We start from the raw sequence: 24,316 nt of genomic DNA on the forward strand, positions 1-24,316 counted from the left end.
CTCGTCTACGCCTGTTGATCCCGGCTCGCACTCCTAGGTAATCGCCGCGCCGATCCGGTGCGCGGTCTCACGCTGCGCGCGGTGCTGTTCGCGCTGACGGCGGATCTGATTCCGTATTACGCCCTGTACGCGCTGCTGTTCGCCGACCACGGTCTGAGCACGGCGCAGATCTCCTCGCTGCTGGCCATCTGGTCGGCGACCTCGTTCCTGCTGGAGGTGCCCTCGGGGGCGTGGGCCGATACGGTATCGCGCCGCGGGCTGCTCATTCTTTCCGGTGTCCTGCTCACGGCCGGTTTCCTGGTGTGGACGCTGTTGCCGTCGTATGCGGGTTTCGCGGCGGGCTTCGTGCTCTGGGGCACCGCGGGCGCACTGCGTTCGGGCACCTTCGAGGCGCTGATCTATGACGATCTCGCCGCCCGTGCCGCGACCTCGGCGTATCCCCGGCTGATGGGTTACACCCGTGCGGCCGCCGAATCCGCCGCGCTCGCGGGCATTCTCGCGGCCGCGCCGCTGTACGCGTGGGGCGGTTACGCCCTGGTCGGCTGGTCGAGTGTGGTGCTGGCGGGCATCCACGTGCTGTCGGCGGTGGCACTACCGAGTGCGCCGAAGGTGGTATCCGCTTCGGACGTAGAGGAATTGGAGGAGGAGCCCGATGCCGCGCCGGCTGCGCTCTCAGCAGCGTCGACTCCGGCCGGTATATCGCGATATGCGCACATGTTGCGTTCCGGACTTCGAGAGTCACTGCATGTCAGGGTGATTCGGCGCGGTGTGATCCTGGTGGCGCTGTTGAACGGCATCACCGCGTTCGACGAGTACTTCGCGCTGCTCGCCGACCACGCCGGTGTCTCGCCGTCGATATCGGCGGTGCTGGTCGGTGTGACCGTCGCGGGCGCGCTGGCGGGAGCCGCTCTGGCCGGTCGCACCGAAAGCGTTTCGGCGCGGGCCTTTTCGATCGCGATGGGCATCGCCGGCTTACTGTTCATCGGCGGCGCGCTGCTGTGCGGTCTCGCCACCGCGCACCCCGGTGTCGTCTATCCCCTTGTCGCGGTGGGTTTCACCGCCATCGCGATCGCGTACGGCATCGACTACAACGCCGATGTGCTGGCCTCGGCTCGGCTCCAGGACGCCATCGAGGGTCCGGCCCGGGCCACCGTCACCTCGGTGTCCGGCCTGGTCACCGAGGTGATCGCGCTGATCGTCTTCATCTTCGCCGGTGTGGCGGCGGCCTGGCTGCCCATTCCGGTGCTGGTGGCGGCGCTGGGCACCCCGCTGCTGTTGATCGCCGCGCTGCTGCCGACCTGGCTGCCGGGTGGGGAGGGGGTCAGACCACCGACGGCCGATTGATGCTGGACCGCAGCACATCGCCCTGTTCGGCGAAGCGCCGGGCGAGTTCGTGGCGCGCGTCGGCGTCGCCCATCGAATTGTTCACGCAGAAGCGTCCTTCGGCGACGGTCAGCAGTTTCACATTGACCAGCCGGATTGGTGACAGCGGTCCGGGTACGGTGCCGGGTAGCTCATCGCCGATCAGGCCGAGCATGACCACCAGCGCACCGTCCTCATCGAGATAGGTTCCGGTCGCGGCGCGCGGCAATTGCGCGTTCTCCAGTTGAATGGTGATGACCCCGTACTGCTCCAGCATGTCCGAAACCCGGAATCCATACTGCGCCACCAGATTCGACACCGTCATCACGGTCTGCCCCAACCAGGAGGTCGCCACCGAAATGGTATCGCTGTCGGCGGGAATGTCCGGCGATATCCCGAACACCTCCAATTCGTACCCATTCGTCGGATCCGAGTTCTCCCATTCGGTGGGGTCGGCCAGCCCGCTACTGGCGACCAGCAGCGCGTCATCGCGCCGCGAAATGGCGTGTGCCTGCCGCAATGCGGGCCACTGCGGCCCGCCCATGAACGCGGGATTGATCAAATGCGCGATCACATCACTATCGAGCCGCCCCCAGGAATTCCACGCTTCATCAAGTACCCGATAGGTTTCGGCGTCGTGCGTATCGCCGATTGTTGATTCGGTCACGCAACGACCGTAACCGACCCACCCCGCCCCGGGCCATTCTCAGCTTCGTTCCCGCGCAACACATCTCGCCATTCCGGCCGGGCTGTGGAAAAGCCGGGCGGTCGGCACGGGGAGGATTGAAGTGTGACTGGGCGACGGCGAGCGGGATTGGTGTTCGGGGGTTGCATCGGCGCGGGTGTGGCGGTGCAGGCGCGCGTGAACGGTGAGTTGGGGGAGCGCCTGGGCGATGGTGTCGCCGCCGCGGTCATCAGTTTCGGGTCCGGGTTGCTGGTGGTGGGTGCGATCGTCGTGCTGAGCGCGCGGGGGCGCGACGGGCTGCGGCGGGTGTGGGATGCGCTGCGCGCAGGGGAACTGCGCTGGTGGCAGCTCTTGGGCGGTTTGTGCGGCGCGTTCTTCGTGGCCTGCCAGGGGCTCACGGTGGCGGCCATCGGGGTCACGGCTTTCACCGTCGCGGTGGTGGCCGGGCAGTTGACGAGCAGTCTGCTGGTGGATCGGGTGGGGCTGGGTCCGCGCGGGCGGACGCCGGTGACCCTATTGCGTTCCGTGGGAGCGGGATTGGCGCTGGTCGCGGTCGCGCTGTCGGTGGCGGGGCGCTCAGGTGAGCGGGGCGGGCTGTCGGTGCCGGAGGGGTTGCGCGGCGGGCCGCAGCTATTGCTGATCGTATTGCCGCTGGTGGCGGGCTTCGGGGTGGCCTGGCAGCAGGCGGTGAACGGCCGCGTGGGCGCGGTGGGCGGACCACGATCGGCGACGCTGGCGAACTTCGCGACCGGCCTGGCGGGTCTGCTGGTTGTCGAGGCCGTCGTGATCTCGGGAAGTGGTTGGCCGCATGGATTTCCCAGTGCCCCCTGGTTGTACCTGGGTGGTGTGATCGGCGTGGTGTTCATCTCGCTGGCGGTACTGGTGGTGCGCTGGATCGGGGTGCTGCTGCTCGGCCTGACCTCGGTGGCGGGTCAGTTGTTGATGTCGCTGACTCTCGATGTGGTCGCCCCGACCGGGTCTGGAGTGTCGACCTTGGCGGTCATCGGCTGTGCTCTCACCTTTGTGGCGGTGGCTATCGCCGCGCGGGAGTGACCGACCACCGGCTGCGAGGTCCGGCACGGCGCACGCTCGGGTGACCGAACGGTCGGTGTTCTTCGCCCCGGCACATGTCGAAATTCGTTCCGCCCATTACGGATTGGGCCACCATCGCGCTGTGTGATGGTTGATCGATGACCATCGAATACGGGGTGTGGGGGCTGCGGCTGGCGCTCGGTGTGGTGTTCGGGCTGGCGGCGGCGGGTAAGTTCGCCGATCCGGCCGGAACGCGGAAGACGGTGGGGGAGTTCGGGGTTCCGATCCGCTGGACTCCGCTGGTGAGCCGGAGCTTGCCCATTGCGGAGACGCTGGTCGTCGTGCTGCTGGTATCGCCGTGGACCGGGTTCGCGGGCGCCCTGTTCGGCCTGGCGTTGCTGCTGGCGTTCACCGCCGCGGTGGCCCGGCTGCTGCGACAGGGAAAGCATCCGTCCTGCGCGTGTTTCGGCGCGGCGAGCACCGCGCCGATCGGCCGGGCCACGCTGCTGCGCAATGCGGCGCTGATCGCCTTCGCACTGGTCACCGGGGTGGGCGTGCTGGCCGAACCCGATGTGCCGGGCTCGCTTCCGGTGGATCACGCGATCGGAATGGTGGTGATCGCGGTCTTCGCCGCGCTGTTCACCCGGCTGGCGGGCGAGCTGCGCGCGGTGCGGCGGCGACTGGACGAACAGGCCCTGTCCACACTCGGCGCGGAGGGTCTCCCGGTGGGTGCGGTGGCCCCGGAGTTCGAACTGCTGAATGTGACCGGCGGCCGCACCGGTCTGGAAGCACTGCTGGCGCAGGGCGGTTCACTGCTGCTGGTGTTCGTGCACCCGGGCTGTGAGATGTGCGCGGCACTGGCGCGCGAGCTGCCGCGCTGGCGGCAGCGTGCGGCCGGAGCCCTCACCATCGCGATGGTCGGCAATGGTGACCTGGACGAACACGCCGCCTGGGCGCGTGCGCAGGACCTCGGCGCTATCCCGGTGCTGGTGCAGCAGGGCAATGAGGCGGCGCTGCGCTATCGCGTGCGCGGTACGCCGTCGGGTGTGCTGATCGGTGCGGACGGCCGGGTGCTGGCTCCGGTGGCACGCGGGGCCATGGCCATTCGTGACCTGATCGCACAGGCGAAACATGTTGGTGCCCAGTATGTTTCCGGAAGAAACGGTCAGTCGGTCTCGAACACCGGCTAGCTGATCTTCCGGCTGCCGTTTCCCCCGCGACAAACGGCCCGGTCCCGCAATTCCTTTGCCCCGCAATCGAATTCGAGGAAATAGCGAGCTCGGTCAACCTACCATCGAAGGGCAGGTTTCTTTCGATCCGATCGCATCGTCGAGAGGGAATGTCATGGCCTACTTCGCATTCACCGACTATTCCGGCAAAGAATTCGTCATTCAGCTGAACAATGACCAGCGCATCGCGGAGGCCCGCCGGATTCTGTCCGGTGAGGAACAGATGTCGATTCACGTGATGGGACGCATCAGGAAGCGGCGGGAGGCGTACAACCCCGGCTGGGATTTCGCGCTGGATCCGGACACCATCACGTTCTTCACGGTGGCCATCGAGGTGTGCGATTCCAGCATCGACTACCTCAATGACAATCTCGACGAGGCGTGCGGGGCCTTCCTGCCCGGTTGTTTCTGGTGTCCGTGGTCATCCCGGCTGACCCGCGAATTGAAGGATTCCGAAGTTCAGAAGTGATTCGGCCCGGAAGGGCCTCCTGAGTTCCAGGTCCGGCCGGAGTCCCTCGGGCTCCGGCCGGAAACCACTGGTCAGGCGGGTGCGTCCAGCTTCCGCGAGCGCAGCTCATGTCCCTTGGAGGTCTTGCAGCGCCCGGATTCCAGATCCCACTGCCAGCCGTGCAGATTGCAGGTGAGGGTATTGCCCTCGACCACACCGAATTTCGACAGGTCCGCCTTCAAATGCGGGCAGCGGCGCTGAATTTCCCAGCCGTCGAGTTCGGTGGAGGCGGAATCGTCGTGCGCCTCGGAGAACCAGCCGTCGGCGTAGGCGATGCGCTCATCGGTGAGGCATTTGAAGAAGGTGTAGAGGAATTCGTTGTATCCGCCGATGCGCCAGGTGGTGAAGCGCGTGGACAGGAAGATGGTGTTCACCCAGTCGGGTTCGTTATCGCGCAGGACGGTGCGCACCAGGGTGGGGTCGATGCGGAAGCCGTAGCGCTGCTTGCCTTCTCCGTCGATGGGCGCGCGCACGATCCGCTTGGGGAAATCGAGCACGACGGTCTCATCGCCCATGACCAGCGCGACCGAATAGCCGATGCCGTCGCAGATGAGATCGCTCTGCGCCATGATCGGTTCGAAGAGATCCTTCAGGCGCGGCAGCAGCGGTCCGTCGGATTCGCTTGCCCAGGAAGCCTTTTCGGCCGCGATGACGGGCGCGAAACGCTGTGCCATGGCCTCGATGTAGGCGGCCTTGTCCCCGTACACGGTGTCCGGGTCGACCGGATGCTCGAGCTGGAGTTCCTTACCGCGCACATCGGCGACCGAGCCCGGGATCATCAGGATCCCGCCCTCGTTGCCGTGGATCCGCATCTGCTCCAGGAAGACGACCTGGTCGGGGAAGATATTGCCTTCGTCCCCGCGATCGTCGTTGAGGTAGCGCAGTTCGTCGTCGAGGAAGACCGGCGGCCCGGCGGACGGCACCACCCAGGTCGCGCCGACCTGTTCGATATAGGAGCGCGCCCGGTCCATACCGCGCTGGCGCTTCTGCTTGCCGAAGTTGGCCTTGGTCTTGGTGGGGATGTCGTACACCATCGGGTACCAGATGGCCCCGGAGTACTGCAGCAGGTGAATGTCGATGTGCCCGAACGCATCGTGCAGCACATCCATATCGACCGGCCGCGCGTCGTTCATGTTGAAGCACACGGTCTCACCGTCGGAGACGATGATGCCGGAGTCGCCGATGGGCCCGTCGGCGGGCGCGCGCAGCGCGATGATCATGATCTCGAGGTCGCCGCCCGGTCCGGTGACGGTGTGCTTGACCGAATCCTCGGTTTCGAAGAATTTGGTGAAGCCGAGCTGTTCCAGTTCGCGGCGCAGGTCCGGCACGGGATAGTCGGGCAGCAGGACGGTGGCGTCCTTATTGATCTTGTCGGCGAGGTGCTTCGCGTCGAAGTGATCGCGGTGCAGATGCGAGACGTAGAGGAAATCGCAATTGCCGAGCGCGTCCCAATCCAGCTGGGTGTTATCGGGGAAGGGAACCCATGAAGCGAAATATGCCGGGTTGACCCACGGATCGCACAGGATCGTCCCCGCTGCGGTGGAGATGTGGAACCCGGCGTGTCCGACGCTGGTGATCTGCACGAGCTTCTTCCTCCTCGACCGTTACCAGCCACCCAGGGTACTTGCTACCCCGAAACGTCGCCTATGCAGGAACCCCTCCCGCCGGAGTTCAGGGTGAATGTCTGTTTTCAGCGAATGGCTGTTACCTGGATCACTGGTAGCCGCGCGAGCAGCGACTACGCTGACGCAACTGTGGAACCCGTCTACTTCCCGATCATCGGGCTGGCCCGTACCGTCTTCGCGGCTCAGGGCCTGAAGTTCACTGTCACCGGCGACGAAAACATCCCGGCGAGCGGTGGCGCTGTCGTCGCCATCAATCACACCGGGTACATGGACTTCACGTATGCGGGCCTGCCTGCGCGTACGACGAAGCGCTATGTGCGTTTTATGGCGAAGAAGGAGGTATTCGACAACTCGATCACCGGGCCGATCATGCGGGCGCTCAAACATATCCCGGTGGATCGCGCCGCAGGCGCGGACTCGTACCACGAGGCCGTGAATCGGCTGCGCTCCGGCGAATTGGTCGGCGTCTACCCGGAGGCCACCATCAGCCGCAGTTTCGAGTTGAAGGAATTCAAGTCGGGCGCGGCACGCATGGCGATCGAGGCGAATGTGCCGATCATCCCGATGGTGATCTGGGGCGCGCAGCGCGTCTGGACCAAGGGGCATCCGAAGCGCCTGGGTCGCACCAACACCCCCATCTCCATCGAGGTGGGCGCGCCGATTCAGCCGTTCGAACCGGCTGCGGAGCTGACCGATCAGCTGCACAAGACCATGGAAGCCATGCTGCTCAACGTGCAGAAGGATTACGCGCACGAGCCGGGTGCGTACTGGGTGCCCGCCCGATTGGGCGGTGGCGCACCGACTTTGGACGAGGCGAACGAGCTCGATCGCGCCGAGGCGGCGGAGAAGGCCGCGCGCCGCGCCGAGCAGTAACGCGCACAGGCCCCTTCCGGCCTCGATGAGGAGGGTGAGAGTCCGGAAGGGGCTGCGTGCCGCGGTTATTCGACCGCCGCGGCTGCCTTGGTGGTGATGGCCTCGGCGGCCGTCACCGCGTCCGCCGGTTCGTGCTTGGCGACCGGAACGGTGAGATGGTCCAGCACATAGGCGGTTTCACCGTGCACGGCCAGATCCAGTCCGGCGTCCTCGGCCTCGTCATCGGCGCGAATGCCGCCGAACAACTGCATGACCTTGGCGATGGCGAAGGTGACCACGAAGGTGTAGGTCAGCACCGCCAGCACCGCGACGGTCTGCCGCCACAGCTGATCCAGTCCGCCGCCGTAGAACAGTCCGGCCACGCCATTGGGCGCGGAGCCGTCGGCCAGGAAGCCGATGAGCAGCGTGCCGAGAATGCCGCCCGCCAGGTGGATGCCCACCACGTCGAGCGAATCATCCAGTCCGAAGCGGTATTTCAGCGAGACCGCGAGGCAGCACACCGCACCGCAGGCCGCGCCGACGATGAGCGCGCCCATCGGTGACACCGCACCGCAGGCGGGGGTGATGCCGACCAGGGCGGCGATGAGTCCGGAGGCCGCGCCCAGCGAGGTGGCGTGTCCCTCCTTGAACTTCTCCACCACGATCCAGCCGATCATGCCCGCGCAGGACGCGGCGATGGTGTTGAGCACCACCACCGACGCGGCGTTCCCGGCGGCCAGCGCCGAACCGCCGTTGAACCCGAACCAGCCGAAGAACAGGATGCCCGCGCCCAGCATGGTCAGCGGAAGGCTGTGCGGCCGTGGGGCGTTCGGGAACACCTTGCGCTTGCCGAGGATGAGCGCCAGCGCCAGCCCGGCGATGCCGGCGTTGATGTGCACCGCGGTGCCGCCCGCGAAGTCGATGGCCTTGAGCTTGTTGGCGATCCAGCCGCCGTGCACCGAACCGTCCTTGCTGTCGAAGGCGAAAACCCAGTGCGCGACGGGGAAGTACACCAGCAGCGCCCAGATGCCCGCGAAGGTCATCCAGGAGCCGAACTTCATCCGGTCGGCGACCGCGCCCGCGATGAGCGCGACCGTCAGTGCGGCGAACAGCAATTGGAAGGCCGAGAAGATGGCCGGTGGCAGTCCCGGTGTGCTCGGCGCGTCCAGCAGTTTGGACGATCCGAAGTATTCGAGCGGATCACCGAGGATGCCCGCGCCGCCCAGCGAATCGCCGAAGGACGCCGAGTAGCCGACGATGATCCAGAGCACGCCCACCACCGCGAGCGCGCCGAAGACCATCATGGCCATATTCAGGGTGTTCTTGACGCTGACCATGCCGCCGTAGAACAGCGCCAGTCCCGCCACCATGAGCGACACGGCGGCGAAGGCGGCGAGCATCCACGCGGTATCGGCCGCGGCTACTGCTTGTTCCATGTATCACCTGACTTAGAAGCGAATCCATACCAACGGTGTCCCTTGATAGGAATCGCCGTTGCGTGACAGTGGACCATCGCCGATGTTGCGTCGTGGTACGCCACTGTGAAAGATGCGTAAACCGCTGGGCTGTCCGCTCACCGCTATGGTTTCATATCAATCAACAGTGATTCACTGTAGAAGACACATGAAGCCGAAGGATGGATATGACCGACACCGCGGAATTCCTGATCATCGGCGGTGGCCTGGAGGGGCTCGCCATCGCCTGGTCCCTGGCCGACCGCGGTGCCGCCGACGTCCTGGTGCTCGAGCGCGCCACCCTCTGCTCCGGGATGACCGGAAAATCCAGCGGGGTGGTCCGATGCCATTACGGCGCACCGTCATTGGCCGCCATGTCCTGGTGGTCGGTGCCGTTCTTCGAGAACGCGTCCGAGATCCTCGGCGATGACCTGGGATTCCGGCAGTGCGGTTACGCGGTCGGCGTCGGCGCGGACAATCTGGATCCGCTGCTCGCCAATGTGGCCATGCAGCAGGCGCTCGGTATCGAGGTGGAATTGCTCGGCCACGATGAGATGGCAACGCTGTGGCCGGGTTTGCGCGTCGACGATTTCGCGGGGTTCGCCTATGAACCGCGCGGCGGACGCGGTGAGGCGTATCTGACCGGTATGGCTTTCGGTGCGGCGGCGCGTGGGCGCGGCGTCCGGATCCGCCAGCAGTCACCTGTCCTGGAGCTGATCGTCAAGGGCGACAACGTCATCGGCGCACGCCTGGCCGACGGCACGGAGGTGCATGCCGCGAATGTGGTGCTGGCCGCCGGACCGTGGACGCCCGGTCTCGCCGCCACCGCCGGGGTCGAGGTGGACGTGAAAGCCCAACGCGCCCAACTACTCCTGATCGATCAGGGTGAACCGCTGCCACCCGTCCCGGTGCTCTCGGATCTGGTGAGCCTGCAATACCTGTGCCGCGAACCCAATGGCGAACTGCTCGCGGGCAATAGCGATCACGCCGTTCCCGAATACATCGATCCGGACGATTTCGTGAATCGCGCCGACGATTCGACCGTCGAGAAGGTGGTCGGGCGGCTGGAACATCGCCTGCCGGATATGCCGGACCCCCGGATCACCGGCAGTTATGTCGGTGCGTACGACGTCACCCCCGACTACAACCCGATCATCGGTCCCGCGCCGGTGCCCGGACTTTTCCTGGCCACCGGTTTCTCCGGTCACGGTTTCAAGATCTCCCCGGCCGTCGGCCGCCTGGTGGCGGATCTGCTGCTGGACGGCCGCACCGACCTGCCGAATGTCGAGGCCGCCGACTTCCGCTACGCCCGGTTCGCCGAGGGCCAGCCCCTGATCAGCCCGCACCCGTATCTCGGTGCCGGTGAAATGCGCTGAAGCACAACCACATCCGTACCTCTGTTCCAGGAGCCGATATGGCGATAGACACCACCACCGCGACGGTCACGCCGATCTCCCCGGCCATGCCGTCGACCGGTCACCGCACGCTCTCCGAGCTGGCGCGGGCCACCGACACCACCTTCATCCTGGCGTTGTTCACCACGCTGTCCGGTAAGCCGTGCGCGAAACTCGTTCCGGTACAGGCGGTTGGGCAGCTCGAACAGGACGGGGTCGGGTTCGCCGGATACGCCGCCGGAATGATGGGGCAGCAGCCTCGCGATCCGGATCTGGTCGCGATTCCGGACCCGGAGACGTTCACGCCGATTCCGTTCGTGCGCCCCGGTCTGGCGCTGGTGCACTGCACCCCGCACGTGGAGGGCAAGCCGTGGCCGTTCGCGCCGCGAGTCATCCTGCAGCGCACGCTGGCTCGCGCCGCCGAGCGCGGGTATACGGTGAACGTCGGCACGGAGATCGAATACTTCCTGGTGGACAAGGGTCCGAACGGTCTCGCGCCCGCCGATACCGCCGATCTCAGCCTGCAACCCTGTTACGACGCCCGCGACGTGACTCGAATGTACGACCATCTGGCCGAGGTCTCGCAGGCCATGAATTCACTCGGCTGGGGCAACTACGCCAGTGATCACGAGGACGGCAACGGCCAGTTCGAGCAGAACTTCGATTACGCGGACGCGCTCACCACCGCCGACCGCGTGATCACCGCCCGCTATCTGCTCTCGGTGATCGCCGAAAAGCGCGGTATGAAGGCCACTTTCATGCCCAAGCCGTTCACCGACCGCACCGGCACCGGTATGCATATGCACCTGTCGGTGTGGAACGGCGATCAACCGCTCTTCCCCGATGCCGATGACCCGCGCGGCCTGGGCCTGTCCGCGACCGCCTACGGGTTTCTCGCCGGAATGCTCGACCACGCCTGCGCTCTGCAAGGCGTGATCGCGCCAACGGTGAACTCCTACAAGCGAACCGGGGCCACCAGCACCGCGAGCGGTGCGACCTGGTCACCGCGCTACGCCACCTACGGCGGCAACGACCGCACGCACTATCTGCGGGTGCCCGATCAGCATCGCGTGGAATTGCGCGGTGCGGACGGTTCCGCGAACCCCTATCTCGCCACGGCCGCCGCCATCGCCGCCGGACTCGACGGCATCGATCGCGCCCTCGATCCCGGCCTGCCCGGTGAGCAGCGCGGCGACATGCTGCCCATGACCCTGGTGCACGCCATGGACGCCCTGGAATCGGATCCGGTGGTGACGGCCGCGCTCGATATCGCCGGTCCGGGCGTCGCGGCCTACTTCGCCGAGCGCAAGCGCGAGGAGTTCTTCACCTGGCACAACACGGTTTCCAGCTGGGAGATCGACAACTATCTGACGGCGTTCTGACGTCCCTGACTTCGAAAGGAGGGTGATTTCGATGTGTGGAATCGTGGGCTTGCACCTTCGAGACCCGGCGCTGTATCCACGCCTGGGTGCCCTGCTGACCGGCATGCTGGATCAAATGTGCGACCGCGGCCCGGATTCGGCGGGTATGGCGGTCTACGGCGATCCGGTGTGGTCGCCACCGGGCACGATCACCGTGTCACTGCTGGACAGTCCGCTGTCGGCGGCCGAACTCGCCGAAAGGCTCACCGCCGCATTGGGTACGGCGGTCACCGCGATTGCACTGGACCCGACCATCGTGCTGCACGCCGCTCTCCCCGCCGAGGGTGGATCGGATGCGCTGGTGCGCGCGGTGCGGGATATCGCGCCCGATGCGCGGGTCATCGGTTTCGGCTCGGATCTGGCCGTGCTCAAGGGGATCGGCAACCCCACCGAGCTGGCGCATCGATTCGGCCTGCCGAACGCACAGGGCTGGCAGGGCGTCGCGCACACCCGGATGGCCACCGAATCCGCTGTGACAGCGGAGGGTTCGCACCCCTTCTCCGTCGGCCCGGGCCAATGCCTGGTGCACAACGGCTCGTTCAGCAATCACATGAGCATCAAGCACGAATTGCAGCGCGCGGGAGTCGAATTCGACAGCGAGAACGACACCGAGGTTGGCGCGCGTTTCGTCGCCAGGCAGCTGGCGCAGGGTGCGGACCTCGAGAAGTCATTGCTGCTGCTCAATGACGCTTTCGACGGTTTCTACACGCTGCTGGTGTCGACGAGCGATTCGTTCGCCGTCGTACGCGATGCCATCGCGTGCAAGCCCGCGATCATCGCCGAGACCGATCGCTGGGTGGCGATGGCATCGGAGTATCGCGCACTGGCGGATCTGCCGGGTGTGGCACAGGCCCGAATCTTCGAACCGGAACCGGAAGAGGTGTATGTATGGCGGCGATCGTGAGTGAGCGCACCGTGCTCGATGTGGCCGAATCCGGCACGCGCGCGGTGAATTCCGTCCTCATGGCGGCGGAGCCCCCGGCCGTGTTCGGCCTCGCCAATCCGCGTGGCGCGCACGCGCTGGCCTGCGGTCTGGACCGTGAGATCGAGGTCGGCATCGACGGCCATGTCGGCTACTACTGCGCGGGCATGAATCAGCGCGCGGCGGTGACGATCAATGGCAGCGCGGGGGTCGGCGTCGCGGAGAACATGATGTCCGGCACCGTCCGGGTGCGCGGTGATGCTTCGCAGTCGGCGGGCGCGACCGCGCACGGCGGACTGCTGGTGATCGAGGGCAATGCCGGTGCGCGCTGCGGTATTTCGATGAAGGGCGTCGATATCGTGGTGGGCGGCAGCATCGGCCATATGAGCGCCTTCATGGGGCAGGCCGGTCGCCTGGTGGTGCTCGGCGATGCCGGTGAGGCACTGGGTGATTCGCTGTACGAGGCGCGCATCTACGTGCGCGGCACGGTGGCGTCGCTGGGCGCGGACTGCATTCGCAAACCGATGCGCCCCGAACATCTCGCCGAACTGCGCGAACTGCTCGACGCTGCCGGATTCGACGCCGACCCCGCGGATTTCATCCGCTACGGCTCGGCCCGCGAGCTCTATCACTTCCATGTCGACAACGCCGCCGCGTACTGATCGGCCAGGAGGCCACACCATGACTTCCCCGAATCCCGTGCTGCGCGAATCGGCGACCTTCGATCGCCGGGCCATCGCGGAAATCCAGCGCGCCGCCGACACCGGTATCTACGATATTCGCGGCTGGGGCGCCAAACGCCCACTGCCGCACTTCGATGACCTGCTGTTCCTCGGCGCGTCCATGTCCCGGTATCCCCTCGAGGGGTATCGCGAACGCTGCGACACCGATGTGGTGCTCGGCGACCGGCACGCGAAACATCCACTGCACCTGGATATCCCGGTCACCATCGCGGGCATGAGCTTCGGCGCGCTGTCCGGCCAGGCCAAGGAGGCACTGGGGCGCGGCGCGAGCGCGGTCGGCACGTCGACCACGACCGGTGACGGCGGTATGACGCCCGAGGAGCGCGGTCAGTCCAAATACCTGGTGTACCAATACCTTCCGTCACGATACGGAATGAATCCGGACGATCTCCGCAAGGCCGACGCCATTGAAATCGTGCTCGGTCAGGGCGCGAAGCCGGGTGGCGGCGGCATGCTGCTCGGTCAGAAGATCAGCGAGCGCGTCGCCGGAATGCGCACCCTCCCACAGGGTATCGATCAGCGCAGCGCCTGCCGCCATCCGGACTGGACCGGTCCGGACGATCTCGCCATCAAAATCCTGGAACTGCGCGAGATCACGCGCTGGGAGAAGCCGATCTACATCAAGGTCGGCGCGACCCGCACCTACTACGACGTGAAACTGGCCGTGAAGGCGGGCGCGGACGTGGTGGTGGTCGACGGTATGCAGGGCGGCACCGCCGCCACCCAGGACGTTTTCATCGAACACGTCGGCATCCCCACCCTGGCCGCGATCCCGCAGGCCGTACAGGCGCTCCAGGAACTCGGGGTGCACCGCAAGGTGCAGCTCATCATCTCCGGCGGTATCCGCACGGGCGCGGATGTGGCCAAGGCCATGGCCCTCGGCGCGGACGCGGTGGCCATCGGCACCGCGGCACTGATCGCACTGGGCGACAACAGCCCCCGCTACGCCGCCGATTACGAGGAACTCGGTTCCGCCCCCGGCTTCTACGACGATTTCCAGGACGGCCGCGATCCGGCGGGCATCACCACCCAGGACCCCGAACTCGCCGCCCGCTTCGACCCCGTCGAGGGCGGCCGCCGCCTCGCCAACTACCTGCGCGTCCTCACCATGGAAGCGCAAACCCTCGCCCGCGCCTGCGGTAAATCCCACCTGCGCAACCTCGAACCGGAAGACCTGGTCGCCCTGACCATCGAAGCCGCCGCCATGGCCCGCGTGCCACTGGCGGGCACCAGCTGGGTTCCGGGAGCCCCGCTATGAGCCTGCCGGACAGTGAATCGGCCTCGGCGGGAGCGATTTTCGATCCGCTCTGGACGGAGATTCTCGAGGTCGGCCGCGACGGCGACTCCGGCGGTTACCGCCGCTATGCCTGGTCGGACGCGGATCTCACACTGCGCGAATGGTTTCGGGGCTGTGCCGCCGCGCGTTCGATGCAGCTGGAACAGGATCGCAACGGCAATCTCTGGGCCTGGTGGTTTCCCCGCGATTGGCTCGGCGATCCCAAGGGCGCGTTCGTCACCGGCTCACACTTGGACTCGGTCCCCGACGGCGGCGCGTTCGACGGCCCGCTCGGCATAGTCTCGGCCTTCGCGGCGGTGGACCTGCTCCGGGCTCGCGGTATCGAGCCCACGATTCCCGTTGCGGTGGTGGCCTTCTCGGATGAGGAGGGCGCGCGCTTCGGCGTCGCCTGCATAGGTTCCCAGCTCTCGACCGGCGTGCTGGCCCCGGAACGAGCGTTGGGTCTGCGCGATATCGACGGAATCACCCTGGCGGAGGCGTTGATTCGCGCGGGCCGCCGCCCCGAGAACCTCGGTGCGGACACCACCCTCACCGAGCGCGTCGGCGTCTTCGTCGAACTGCATATCGAACAGGGTCGCGCCCTGGACCTGGTGGATTCCCCACTGGCCCTGGCGTCCTCGATCTGGCCGCACGGCCGCTGGGAGTTCGATTTCACCGGCGAGGCCAATCACGCGGGCGCGACCAGACTGGTCGACCGCCACGACCCCATGCTGGCCTTCGCTTCCACCGTGCACACCGCGCGCACCGAAGCCGCCGCACTGTCTGCCGTGGCGACCTTCGGCAAGGTACTGGTATCGCCGAACGGCACCAATGCGATTCCATCCCGGGTCCGGGCATGGCTCGATGCTCGGGCCGCCGATCAGCCCACCCTCGAGGTGCTGGTCGCGCACATTACGGCGGCCGCGCGCGGGCACGCCACGGTGGACGGCATCGACCTGAACGTGCTGGCCGAATCCATCACGCCCATCGTCGATTTCCCCGCGGAGCCGCGTAATCGCCTGGCCGCCGCGCTATCCCATCTCGGTGAGATCCCGGTCATCCCCACGGCGGCGGGCCACGATGCGGGCATCCTCTCCGACAGTGTTCCGACCGCAATGCTTTTCGTCCGTAACCCCACCGGCGTCTCGCATTCCCCGGCCGAGCACGCGGATCCGGTCGACTGTCACGCGGGCGCGACCGCGCTGGCGGAGGTGATGGCGGCCTGGGTCGCCTGACTACTCCTCGACGTGGTTATCCGGATACGCGGTGATGGCGAGGAAGCGAATCGGCAACCGCACCAGCTCATTCGGCCCGTGCGGTCCCTCACCGTCGAGCAGCAGCGCATCGCCGGGCCGCAGCGTGTACTCGGAATCCCCGTGCCCGTAGACCATCACACCTTCGAGCATGTACAGCAGTTCGGTCCCCGCGTGCTGGAACAGCGGAAAGGTCTCGCTGGCCTCGGTGAGCGTGACGAGCACCGGCTCCAGCCGCTTGTGCTGTCCGCGCAATGCCCCGAGCAATTCGTAGTGGTGCCCCACCCTGGTGCCGCGCCCCACGATCCGCGCGCCATGTCCCGCCGGGGTGAACACCGCCTCGCGCGCGGCGTCCGCCCCCCGGAACAGTGAGGTCACCGGCACATCCAACCCGGCCGCCAGGCGCGCCAAAGTCGAAAGGCTGCACGAGGTCTGCGCATTCTCGATCTTGGACAACATGGCCTTGGAGATCCCCACCCTGGCCGCCATATCCCCGACCGACAGCCCGCTGGCCAGCCGCAACGACCGCACCTGCTTACCGATGATCCGTTCCAGATCGACCCCGGTGGGTGTATCCGCCGCGATCTCCCGCTGCACCGGAGCCGGATCGCCGGTATCGCGAATTTCCGTGCGCCCTGTCATAACCCGATCCTAGCCTGGCCGTTTCCTGCCAGTTGACAACGGCTACAGCTACCGGCGTCAGCTGGGATCGGACCCGCGCACCGCCGACAGCCAGATGGCCGCCGCCGCCCCCACGGTGGTCCCCGTCGCGAAAGCCGTTGGCCCGCCGCCCGCCACATACACCCACAGCAGCCCGATGAACGGTCCCGCGATGGCGGCCTGCGCGTCCAGCAGCAGCCGCCGTCCATACTTCGCGGCGGTCGCCGCCATGACCGTGGCATTGTCATCCGGCCGCGCCGGATTGTCGATGAGCCGCCCCGCCGGTTCGGTACTGCGCATCCGCCCCGAGGGATACACCCGCACCCCGTCGACGGTGATCGCGCGCCCGGCCATCGCGGCGTTCCCCTGCGTCAGCGTCACCAGACCGGGATCGAAATACACCGGCAGCCACCGCGTCCGCCCACCCGTGGTGAACTCCAGCCACGACCGGCTCACCAGCCGATGCTGCTGCCGCACCCGCCGCACCCCCACATCCCGGCACCCCTCACCGCGCGGCAACCCGACCGGCAGCACACCCAGCGCCCCGGCGAATTGAAAAGCGCTGTACCCCAGGATGATCACCGCGACCGTCCCGAGCAACGCACCCTGCTCCGAACCGCCGAACGGCGCCCACGCGAGGCAAATCGCGAGGGCGCCGATCGTCATAACGGCCGGATAGGTCAGCGGATGACCCGTCCGGAGAATCACTTGAGGAAGCCGACCTTGGTGTAGTCGGCGCTGGCCAGACCGAACGCACCCCAGTTGGCGAGGTTCGCGCGCACGGCATGGGTGCCGGAGGCCTGGTTGAGGGGCAGCGAATGCACCTCGTTGAAGATCATCAGATCGGCCTTGTTGGCGAGTTCGCGGGCCTTGGCCGGATCGAGCTCGGACAGGGTCTGATCGATGAGGGTGTTCAGTTCCGGCGATCCGACGCGAGCCTTGTTGCCCTGCCAGTTGGCCGGATCGTAGTAGTAGAACTGGCGCAGCGCCTGCAGCGGCAGTGTGGAGCCGGAGATGCCGGACTGGGCGATATCGAAGTTGCCCGGGTTGATCACATTGGTGAAAAGTCCGGTGCCCGGGACGGTTTGGATGATCATCTTGACGCCGACCTTGGCCAGGTTGGCCTGGATGATCTTGGCGGTATCCACCCATCCGGCCTGGTCGTACATGACGTCGCGCAATTCCAGCTTGCGCCCGTCCTTTTCGCGGACATCACCCTTGAGCACCCAGCCGGCCGCGTCGAGTTCCTTGGCGGCGGCATCCGGATCGAAGGCGACAACCGCTGAATTGTCCTGGTAGCCGGTCTGTCCCGCGATGAAGACGTGGTTGTTGACCACCTGCGGCTGATCGACGATGCCGTGCTGGCTGGTGTTGACGATGTTCTGCCGGTCGATGGCCTTGGCGATGGCCCGGCGCACCGCCGGATCCTCCAGCAGACCACCGGGCGCGCCGTTGAAGGTCAGGATATTGACGCTCGGCTCCGAGGTGCGCCGGATCTCCACGCCGGGGGCATTGCGCGCCGCGGTGACGTTCTCCAGACCGGCGACGTACGCCTCATCCAGCTCGTTGTTCTGGATCGCGGGCACCACCGCGGTGCTGTCCAGCACGCTGAAGGTGATGTTGGCCAGTACCGGCTGATCGCCCCACCATTTCGGGTTGCGGCTCAGGGTGATCCGGTTCTGCGTCCGGTCCAGATTGGTGATGATGAACGGCCCCGAGCTGACCGGCAGCGAATTGCGCGCCCAGTCGTTGAACGCCTGCGGGGATTCGGTATCGGCCTTCGGGTACAACCCGCCGAACAGGCCCTGCCATTCGCCGTACGACTTGTCGAAGGTGACGACCACCTGCCGGTCGTCCGTGCCGCGTTCCACCTTGCCGATGGCGTTGTAGCCGCTGGAGGAGGCGACCTGGTAGTCCGGGTTCCGGCCGTTCATGGCCTGCCACTGCGAGCGGAAATCCTCCCAGGTGATGGGGGATCCGTCGGACCACACGGCCTTCGGGTTGATCGTGTAGGTGACGACCTGCTGCGGGCTGGTGCTGGTCAGCTGGATATCGGTGTAGTAGTTGTTGTCGACGCTGAGCTCACCGGCCGCATTGCTCTTGAACGTCTGCGGCAGCGTCGGACTCACCACATCGTTGGTATCGGTGGTGTTGCCGTCCACGTGCAAGCCGTTGAACGACTCCGGGTACGCGCTCAGCGACAGCCGCAGATTGCCGCCGTCGGCCAGATCCGACACCGGATGCGGATTGATCGCATTGGTCGCGCCGAGTGCGGCGGTACCGCCCTCCGTGCTGTCGCCGGCGCTACAGCCGGACACGATCACGCCCAGGGCGACCATGGGGATCGCGAGTCGTGTCACTGTCGAACGTATCCGCATGGACCGCTCCTTCCGCCGAGACGGCTGTAGTTACTTCAGGAACCCGATCAAGGTGTAGTCGTACGTGGCCAGTCCGGGTGCACCGTAATTGGCCAGCTCGGACCGTACCCCGTAGTTGCCCTCGGACTGGGTCAGCGGCAGTGAGTGGCCCTCTTCGAAGACCTTGCGGTCGACCTGATTGGCCAGTTCGATCGCCTTCTGCGGATCCAGTTCCGAGAGTGTCTTGTCGATCAGCTCATTGAGTTCGGGTGAGCCGATGCGCCCGTAATTGGCCTGCACGTCATCGGGGTAGTAGCCCCAGATCTGCGGGACGCTGCCGAGCGGGAAGGCGTCGCCCTGGAAGGTGAACTGGCAGACGTCGAAATCGCCGGGCTGAATGACATCGGTGAAATACCGTGCGCCGGGCCGGGTGTCGATGGTGAGCCCGACGCCGATCTTGGCCAGATCCGCCTGGATCATCTTGGCGATGTCGACCCAGGTGGGGTCGTTGTACATGACATCGCGGATGACCAGCTTCTTGCCGTCCTTGCTGCGGGTGCCGTCACCGTCGCGCCGCCAGCCGATGGCATCGAGTTCGCGTGCGGCGGCATCCGGATCGAAGCCGAGCGAGTTGTCCTGATATCCGTTCTGGCCCTGCAGATATACGTGATTGTTCAGCGCCTGCGGATTCGCGGACAGTCCGTTCTGCACGGTGACGGCGATGCGCTGCCGGTCGATCGCCTTCGAGATGGCCACGCGCAGTGCGGGATCGGCGAGGATGGAACCCGGAGCGCCGTTGAAGGTGAAGTGCCGCCAGCGATTACCGGGCGCGTGCCGCAGATCCATCCCGGGGGTATTGCGCACGTTCTGCACATCGTTGATATCGCCGAGCAGCGCGGCGTCGAGTTCCTTGTTCTGCAGTGCGGGCACCCAGGCGGTGCGGTCCAGCACGCTGACGGTGATGGTGTCCAGCTTCGGGGTGTTACCCCACCACTTCGGATTACGGGCCAGCACGATTCGGCCCTGCGTCTTATCGGTGGACTGCACGACGAACGGTCCCGCGGTCAGCCCGATGCCGTTGAGCAGTGCGGTGTTGAACGAATCCGGGTCGCGCGTCACCTGTTTCGGGAACAGTGTGGCATTGCCCGCGAATTGTCCACGCCAGTCGGCGAAATGCTTGGCGAAGGTGATGACGGCCTGCCGGTCGTCCACCCCGCGCTCGACCTTCTCGACCCGGTCGAAGCCATTGGAGATGGCGATCAGGAAGCGTTTGTCCTTGCCGCTCAGCGCATTCGCCTCGGCGGCGATGTCCTCCCAGGTGATGGGGCTGCCGTCGGACCACACCGCCTTGGGATTGATGGTGTAGGTGACCACCTGCGGATCGGTGGAGGTCAGCTGCACATCGGTGAAGTAGTCGTGATTGACGGTCAGGTTGCCCGCGGCGTCGGTATCGAAGGCGCGCGGCATGAGCGGCCGGATACTGTCCATGATCTCGCCGTCATTGCCGTCCACCTGGAGCGTATTCCAGTTGACCGGGAACGAGGTGACGGCCAGCCGCAGATTCCCGCCATCGCGCAGGTCGTCGCGGGGATGCGGATTGATCTCGGCGCTACTGCCGATGATCGCGGAACCGGTGGGGGCCTCGGTGCTGCCACCGCAGCCCGCCACCAGTAGTCCGGCGGTGAGAAGTAGTGCGGCGCACCGTATTTTCCGCATCGCATCGCTCCTATCGGGTGGTCGCCGGAACCGGTACCGCGTCGATCAGCGCGCGGGTGTACTCGTGTTCGGGAGCGGCGAAAATGCGTTCCGCCGGGCCGTATTCGACGATCTGTCCGCGATACATCACCGCGATGTCGTGCGCCAGATTACGCACCACGGACAGGTCGTGTGAGACGAACAGATACGAGAGCCCGCGCTCGGCCTGCAGGTCGCGCAGCAGATTCAGCACACCCGCCTGAATCGAGACGTCCAGCGAGGACACGGGTTCGTCCAGCACCAGCAGTTCGGGATCCAGCGCCAGGGCGCGCGCGATATTGATGCGCTGCTTCTGCCCGCCGGAGAAATCCGCGGGGTAGCGGTCGGCGTGCTCGGGCCGTAATCCGACCTGTCGCAACAACTCCGGCACCCGCCGGTTGATCTCCTCGCGGGAGCGGCCGTCGATGCGCAGCGGTTCGGCCAGTACATCGGAGATGGGCAGGCGCGGGTCCAGCGAGGACGACGGGTCCTGGAACACGATCTGCATCTTGCGCCGGATATCGCGCCGCTGCTGTTTGGTCAGCGCGGTCACGTCATTGCCGAGGATTTCGATGCTGCCGCTCTCCGGCCGCACCAGATCCATGATCTGGGTCAGCGTGGTCGACTTGCCCGAACCGGATTCACCGACCAGCGCCAGCGTGCGGCCCGCGCGCACCTCGAAACTGATGCCGTCCACGGCCTTCACCTCGCCGGTGCGCCGCTGGAAGATGACGCCCTTGGTGATGGGGAAGGTCTTGCGCAGTTCCTTGACCTTCAGCACCACCTGCGAGGCGTCGACCTCGGTCTCCTCGGGTGGTGCGTCGATCTCCCTGCGGTAGGCGGTGAACAGCGCGTCACTGCCCACCTCCTCGGTGCGGATGCACGCGGCCCGATGTCCGGGGCCGGTATCGCGCAGCGGCGGTTCGGCGGCCAGGCAGTCCTCGACCGAGACCGGGCAGCGCGGTTCGAACGGGCAGCCCGCCGGAAGGTCGTGCATGGCGGGCGGGGTGCCGACGATGGGAATCAGCGGTGCGCGCGGCGGACCGTCTATGCGCGGAATCGAGCCGAGCAGCCCGACCGTGTACGGCATCCGCGGTGCGTGGAAAAGCTCTGCGGCCGGGGCGGTTTCGACGACCCGTCCGGCGTACATGACGGCGACGCGATCGGCGAGGGTGGCGGCGATGCCCATATCGTGGGTGATGAAGATGACGCCCGCACCGGTGATATCGCGTGCCTTGCGCAGCAGGTTCAGAATCTGTGCCTGCACGGTGACATCGAGCGCGGTGGTCGGCTCATCGCAGATGATGAGTTCGGGATCGTTGGCGATGGCCATGGCGATGACCACGCGCTGGCGCATACCGCCGGAGAACTCGTGCGGAAAAGCCTTGGCGCGCACCGTCGGATCTGGAATGCCTACGAGTTCGAGCAGTTCGATCGCCTTGGCGGCGGCCTCCTGCTTACTCATCTTGCGGTGTGCGAGCAGGGCTTCCGCGATCTGATCGCCGACGCGATAGACCGGCGTCAGCGCGGACAGCGGGTCCTGGAACACCATGGAGACGCGGCTGCCGCGCAGCTCGGACATCTGCTTATCGCCGAGCCCCAGCAACTCTCGCCCGCGCAGCCGGATCGAACCGCGCACCCGCGCCTGTTCCGGCAGCAGGCCCATGATCGCCATGGAGGACACCGATTTACCGGAACCGGACTCACCGACGATGGCGACGACCTCGCCGTCGTTGACGGTGAAGTTCACCCCGCGTACGGCATCCACCCGGCCTTCCTCGCCGGGAAAGGACACCTTCAGATCGGAGACTTCCAAAAGCGGTGCGGTGGTGCGCCGCTCGGTCGACTCCGGCACCGTCTCACTCATGCCTCGGCCTTTCGGTCGGCGCGCTTGCCACGCTGTTTGGCGCGCGCCCGCTTGGCGCTCGGATCGAACGCATCGCGCAGGCCGTCACCGATGAGGTTGGTGCACAACACGATCGTGACCAGGAACGCGCCGGAGAATACGAAGGTCCACGGATAGTTCAGCGCCGAGGAGCTGTACCGGCCGATCAGCGAGCCCAGCGAGATGTCCGGCGGCTGCACACCGAAACCCAGGAAGCTCAAACCGGTTTCGGCCATGACCGCGCCGCCGACCGCGAGGGTGGTGTCGATGATCAGGATGGACGCGATGTTCGGCACCACGTGCGTGGTGATCACCGTCCAGGTCGACGCGCCCATATACCGTGCGGCGCGGACGAATTCGCGTTCCCGCAGACTCATCGAGAGCCCGCGGATGATGCGCGCGCTGATCATCCAGCCGAAGAAGGCGATCAGCACGGTGAGCAGCAGCAGTGAGCTGTTGCCCTTCGTCTTCGGCGCGAACAGCGCGATCATGATGAAACTGGGGATGACCAGCAGCAGGTCGACCAGCCACATGATGGCCCGATCGGTCCAGCCGCCCAGCAGACCCGCGAGCGAACCCGCGATGGTCGCGATCACCGCGGACAGGAACGCCGCGCAGAAACCGATGATCAGCGACTTCTGCAAACCGTGCAGGGTCTGCGCCAGCACGTCCTCACCCGAGAGCGTGGTGCCGAACCAGTGCTTGGAGCTCGGCGGCTTCAGCTTCTGATTGAGGTCCGGATCCATATCGGTGTACGAGTACGGCACGAAATGCGGCAGCACGAACGCGGCCACGAACACCAGCGCCAGCACGATCAATGCCGCCACCGACACCTTGTTGCGCAGGAACCGGCGGATCACCAGCTTGCGGCGTCCCACCGGGTTCGGCGCACCCTGGATGATGGTCTCGACTTCGGTCATCCCACACGCACCCGGGGGTCGAGCAGCGCGTACGCGATATCGGACAGCAGGCCCGACAGCAGCACCACGATGCCGGTGAACAGGGTGGAGGCGAGCACGATATTTATGTCCTGCGCGCCGATGCCGTTGACGATCCACTCACCGACGCCGTGCCAGCCGAAGATCTTCTCGGTGAAGGTCGCGCCGGTGATGAGTCCGCCGAGGCTGTAGGCGAACAGGGTGGCCATGGGTATCAGCGCGGTGCGCAGCCCGTGTTTGTAGAGGGCGCGGGACCGGGTGAGGCCCTTGGCCCGCGCGGTGCGAATGAAATCGCTGCTCAGCACGTCCAGCATGGCATTGCGCTGATACCGGCTGTATCCGGCCATCGCGCCCAGTGCCAGGCCGAGGGTGGGGATGAACAGGTGCTGCGCGCGATCGACCAGCTGATTCCACAGGCCGTGGATCTGCGTCGCGGAGGTCTCACCGGTATAGAGGAAGATCTGCTCGCCGGTGGCCTGATTGATCTGCAGCGCACCGAATTTCAACAGGGTCGCGAGCAGGAACACCGGTGTGGACAGCAGTAGCAGCGACACGATGGTGCTGAAATAATCGCTGAACTTGTACTGCCGGATGGCATTCGCGGCTCCGATCAGCACGCCGAGCACGCTGCCCACGATCGATCCGATGAGCAGCAGTCGCAGACTGACGCCGATGCGCCGCGGCAACTCCTCGCTGACCGGCTGTCCCGGCAGCGTCTTGCCGAAGTCGCCGTGCACGACCCCGCCCGCCCAGGCCAGATATCGCTGCGGGATCGGATCATCGAGATGCAACTCGGCGCGTTTGGCGTCGATGACCGATTGCGGCGGTCGCGGATTCCGCTGTTCCAGGTAGTCCAGCGGCGTGAATGTGAGTGACGCCACGGTGAAAACCAGGAACGACGCCAGCACGAGCAGCACGACATAGTTCAGTGCGCGTCGCAGGAGAAAGCCGGCCATCAGTCCCTCTCGGGTCGAGTTCTTGTGCAG

Annotated in this window: 21 protein-coding genes; 11 read left to right on the forward strand and 10 right to left on the reverse strand. The window is 66.1% G+C overall.

Going from position 1 to position 24,316, the window contains the following annotated elements:
* Positions 1-57 precede the first annotated feature (57 nt).
* On the forward strand, positions 58-1,344 hold the full coding sequence (locus ACFC0O_RS24800; RefSeq protein ID WP_375961671.1) for an MFS transporter: 1,287 nt from the start codon (positions 58-60) through the stop codon (positions 1,342-1,344).
* Here ACFC0O_RS24800 and ACFC0O_RS24805 read toward each other — a convergent pair.
* On the reverse strand, positions 1,322-2,029 hold the full coding sequence (locus tag ACFC0O_RS24805; protein WP_364636978.1) for a hypothetical protein: 708 nt from the start codon (positions 2,027-2,029) through the stop codon (positions 1,322-1,324). The genes ACFC0O_RS24800 and ACFC0O_RS24805 overlap by 23 nt on opposite strands.
* A 123-nt stretch (positions 2,030-2,152) precedes the next feature.
* Between ACFC0O_RS24805 and ACFC0O_RS24810 the strand changes: the two genes are divergently transcribed.
* The 3 genes from ACFC0O_RS24810 to ACFC0O_RS24820 all read left to right on the forward strand — a co-directional run bounded on the left by ACFC0O_RS24810 (position 2,153) and on the right by ACFC0O_RS24820 (position 4,777).
* Positions 2,153-3,100 carry a DMT family transporter gene (locus ACFC0O_RS24810; protein WP_375961674.1) on the forward strand — a complete coding sequence of 316 codons (948 nt, stop codon included), beginning with the start codon at positions 2,153-2,155 and terminating at the stop codon, positions 3,098-3,100.
* Positions 3,101-3,237: 137 nt separating this feature from the next.
* A complete protein-coding gene (locus ACFC0O_RS24815; protein ID WP_375961676.1) occupies positions 3,238-4,269 on the forward strand; it encodes a peroxiredoxin family protein in 1,032 nt (343 codons plus the stop codon).
* 154 nt (positions 4,270-4,423) lie between these two features.
* Positions 4,424-4,777, forward strand: coding sequence for a calmodulin (locus tag ACFC0O_RS24820; protein ID WP_375961678.1), 354 nt, complete (start codon positions 4,424-4,426; stop codon positions 4,775-4,777).
* A gap of 71 nt (positions 4,778-4,848) precedes the next feature.
* Here ACFC0O_RS24820 and ACFC0O_RS24825 read toward each other — a convergent pair whose 3' ends face one another.
* The gene (locus ACFC0O_RS24825) at positions 4,849-6,399 is read right to left on the reverse strand and encodes a Rieske 2Fe-2S domain-containing protein (RefSeq protein ID WP_375961680.1); all 1,551 of its coding nucleotides are present in this window, start codon (positions 6,397-6,399) and stop codon (positions 4,849-4,851) included.
* A 171-nt stretch (positions 6,400-6,570) separates the two neighbouring features.
* On the opposite strand from ACFC0O_RS24825, the gene ACFC0O_RS24830 reads away from it, so the two are divergent.
* The gene (locus tag ACFC0O_RS24830; RefSeq protein WP_375961683.1) at positions 6,571-7,314 is read left to right on the forward strand and encodes a lysophospholipid acyltransferase family protein; all 744 of its coding nucleotides are present in this window, start codon (positions 6,571-6,573) and stop codon (positions 7,312-7,314) included.
* Positions 7,315-7,379: 65 nt separating this feature from the next.
* Here the strand turns inward: ACFC0O_RS24830 and ACFC0O_RS24835 are convergent, their stop codons facing one another.
* Complete coding sequence (locus ACFC0O_RS24835; protein ID WP_375961685.1) at positions 7,380-8,729, reverse strand: ammonium transporter; 1,350 nt, start codon at positions 8,727-8,729, stop codon at positions 7,380-7,382.
* A 206-nt stretch (positions 8,730-8,935) separates the two neighbouring features.
* On the opposite strand from ACFC0O_RS24835, the gene ACFC0O_RS24840 reads away from it, so the two are divergent.
* The 6 genes from ACFC0O_RS24840 to ACFC0O_RS24865 are packed head-to-tail and all read left to right on the forward strand — an operon-like array spanning position 8,936 to position 15,738.
* Positions 8,936-10,123, forward strand: coding sequence for an NAD(P)/FAD-dependent oxidoreductase (locus ACFC0O_RS24840; RefSeq protein ID WP_375961688.1), 1,188 nt, complete (start codon positions 8,936-8,938; stop codon positions 10,121-10,123).
* 38 nt (positions 10,124-10,161) lie between these two features.
* Complete coding sequence (gene glnT, locus ACFC0O_RS24845) at positions 10,162-11,523, forward strand: type III glutamate--ammonia ligase (protein WP_375961690.1); 1,362 nt, start codon at positions 10,162-10,164, stop codon at positions 11,521-11,523.
* 31 nt (positions 11,524-11,554) lie between these two features.
* A complete protein-coding gene (locus ACFC0O_RS24850; RefSeq protein WP_375961692.1) occupies positions 11,555-12,466 on the forward strand; it encodes a glutamine amidotransferase family protein in 912 nt (303 codons plus the stop codon).
* The gene (locus ACFC0O_RS24855) at positions 12,451-13,146 is read left to right on the forward strand and encodes a protein glxC (protein ID WP_375961694.1); all 696 of its coding nucleotides are present in this window, start codon (positions 12,451-12,453) and stop codon (positions 13,144-13,146) included. Before ACFC0O_RS24850 ends, ACFC0O_RS24855 begins: the two co-directional genes overlap by 16 nt.
* A 19-nt stretch (positions 13,147-13,165) precedes the next feature.
* Complete coding sequence (locus tag ACFC0O_RS24860) at positions 13,166-14,485, forward strand: FMN-binding glutamate synthase family protein (protein WP_364637000.1); 1,320 nt, start codon at positions 13,166-13,168, stop codon at positions 14,483-14,485.
* The gene (locus ACFC0O_RS24865) at positions 14,482-15,738 is read left to right on the forward strand and encodes an allantoate amidohydrolase (protein ID WP_375961698.1); all 1,257 of its coding nucleotides are present in this window, start codon (positions 14,482-14,484) and stop codon (positions 15,736-15,738) included. Before ACFC0O_RS24860 ends, ACFC0O_RS24865 begins: the two co-directional genes overlap by 4 nt.
* On the opposite strand, the gene ACFC0O_RS24870 is transcribed toward ACFC0O_RS24865, so the two are convergent.
* From ACFC0O_RS24870 to ACFC0O_RS24900, 7 genes are read right to left on the reverse strand one after another with little or no spacing between them, the layout of a single operon-like run.
* Positions 15,739-16,398 carry an XRE family transcriptional regulator gene (locus tag ACFC0O_RS24870; protein ID WP_364637004.1) on the reverse strand — a complete coding sequence of 220 codons (660 nt, stop codon included), beginning with the start codon at positions 16,396-16,398 and terminating at the stop codon, positions 15,739-15,741.
* Positions 16,399-16,455: 57 nt separating this feature from the next.
* Positions 16,456-17,124, reverse strand: a complete 669-nt coding sequence (locus ACFC0O_RS24875) for a hypothetical protein (RefSeq protein WP_375961700.1) — start codon at positions 17,122-17,124, stop codon at positions 16,456-16,458.
* A complete protein-coding gene (locus tag ACFC0O_RS24880; protein ID WP_375961703.1) occupies positions 17,121-18,794 on the reverse strand; it encodes an ABC transporter family substrate-binding protein in 1,674 nt (557 codons plus the stop codon). The genes ACFC0O_RS24875 and ACFC0O_RS24880 overlap by 4 nt, the downstream gene beginning before the upstream one ends.
* 30 nt (positions 18,795-18,824) lie before the next feature.
* Entirely contained in the window at positions 18,825-20,489 is a 1,665-nt protein-coding gene (locus tag ACFC0O_RS24885) for an ABC transporter family substrate-binding protein (protein ID WP_375961705.1), read from the reverse strand.
* 10 nt (positions 20,490-20,499) lie between these two features.
* On the reverse strand, positions 20,500-22,374 hold the full coding sequence (locus tag ACFC0O_RS24890) for a dipeptide ABC transporter ATP-binding protein (RefSeq protein WP_375961708.1): 1,875 nt from the start codon (positions 22,372-22,374) through the stop codon (positions 20,500-20,502).
* The gene (locus ACFC0O_RS24895) at positions 22,371-23,312 is read right to left on the reverse strand and encodes an ABC transporter permease (RefSeq protein WP_375961710.1); all 942 of its coding nucleotides are present in this window, start codon (positions 23,310-23,312) and stop codon (positions 22,371-22,373) included. The genes ACFC0O_RS24890 and ACFC0O_RS24895 overlap by 4 nt, the downstream gene beginning before the upstream one ends.
* Positions 23,309-24,286, reverse strand: coding sequence for an ABC transporter permease (locus tag ACFC0O_RS24900; protein WP_375961712.1), 978 nt, complete (start codon positions 24,284-24,286; stop codon positions 23,309-23,311). The genes ACFC0O_RS24895 and ACFC0O_RS24900 overlap by 4 nt, the downstream gene beginning before the upstream one ends.
* Positions 24,287-24,316 lie beyond the last annotated feature (30 nt).

This window comes from Nocardia sp. NPDC056100 (assembly GCF_042266325.1).
Taxonomy (GTDB): Bacteria; Actinomycetota; Actinomycetes; order Mycobacteriales; family Mycobacteriaceae; genus Nocardia.